The sequence below is a fragment of the Vibrio sp. 2134-1 genome (genome assembly GCF_033339495.1).
The window spans coordinates 1-652 of record NZ_JAWOUS010000533.1 but is presented as its reverse complement, the minus strand read 5'-3'; the positions used below and the strand labels follow the sequence as shown (position 1 = coordinate 652).

The 652-nt window shown below is 43.4% G+C and carries 1 protein-coding gene; it reads right to left on the bottom strand.

Annotated features, from left to right (window positions below; genetic code table 11):
• Nucleotides 1-148 precede the first annotated feature (148 nt).
• The coding region (locus R7R78_RS27065; RefSeq protein WP_225474729.1) for a glutathione S-transferase C-terminal domain-containing protein at nucleotides 149-652 on the bottom strand (504 nt) is incomplete at its 5' end.

Below are 652 nucleotides of genomic sequence, written 5' to 3'. Positions count from 1 at the left end.
GTAAGTTGGTGATGGACATCGTCCGCGCTAAATAAGGCGAGCATATATTTAAAAATTGCCCCTCTATCTCCCAGTACTTAGCGTGAATAAAAGCCCTTAACAACGCAGTTCGTCGTTAAGGGCTTTGTATTGGATGAACCGTTACAAACTAACCGATCATTTCTCTTTGGTGAGGAGAACTAAAGTCTAAATCAGGCCCTTCAGGCACCACTTGCGTTGGATTAATCCCTGTGTGACTGAAGTAATAATGGCGCTTAATATGATAGAAATCGGTGGTATCGGCGATACCGTCAATCTGATACAACTCTTTCAGATAACCCTGAATATTGACGTAATCGGCAATGCGTTGTTTATTACACTTGAAGTGCCCAACGTACACGGCATCAAAACGCACTAACGTGGTGAACAAACGCCAATCGGCTTCCGTAATTTTATTGCCTGCTAGATAGCGATGGGTCGCCAGATGAGCATCAATTTTATCTAAGGCCGAAAACAACGATTCAAAAGCCTCTTCATACGCTTCTTGCGAAGTAGCAAAACCGCAACGGTACACCCCATTATTCACGTTTGGATAAATGTAATCATTCCATTCATTAATCACACCGCGTAGTGGCTCGGGATAATAATCGTCATGAGTGCCCGTGAGATCGTT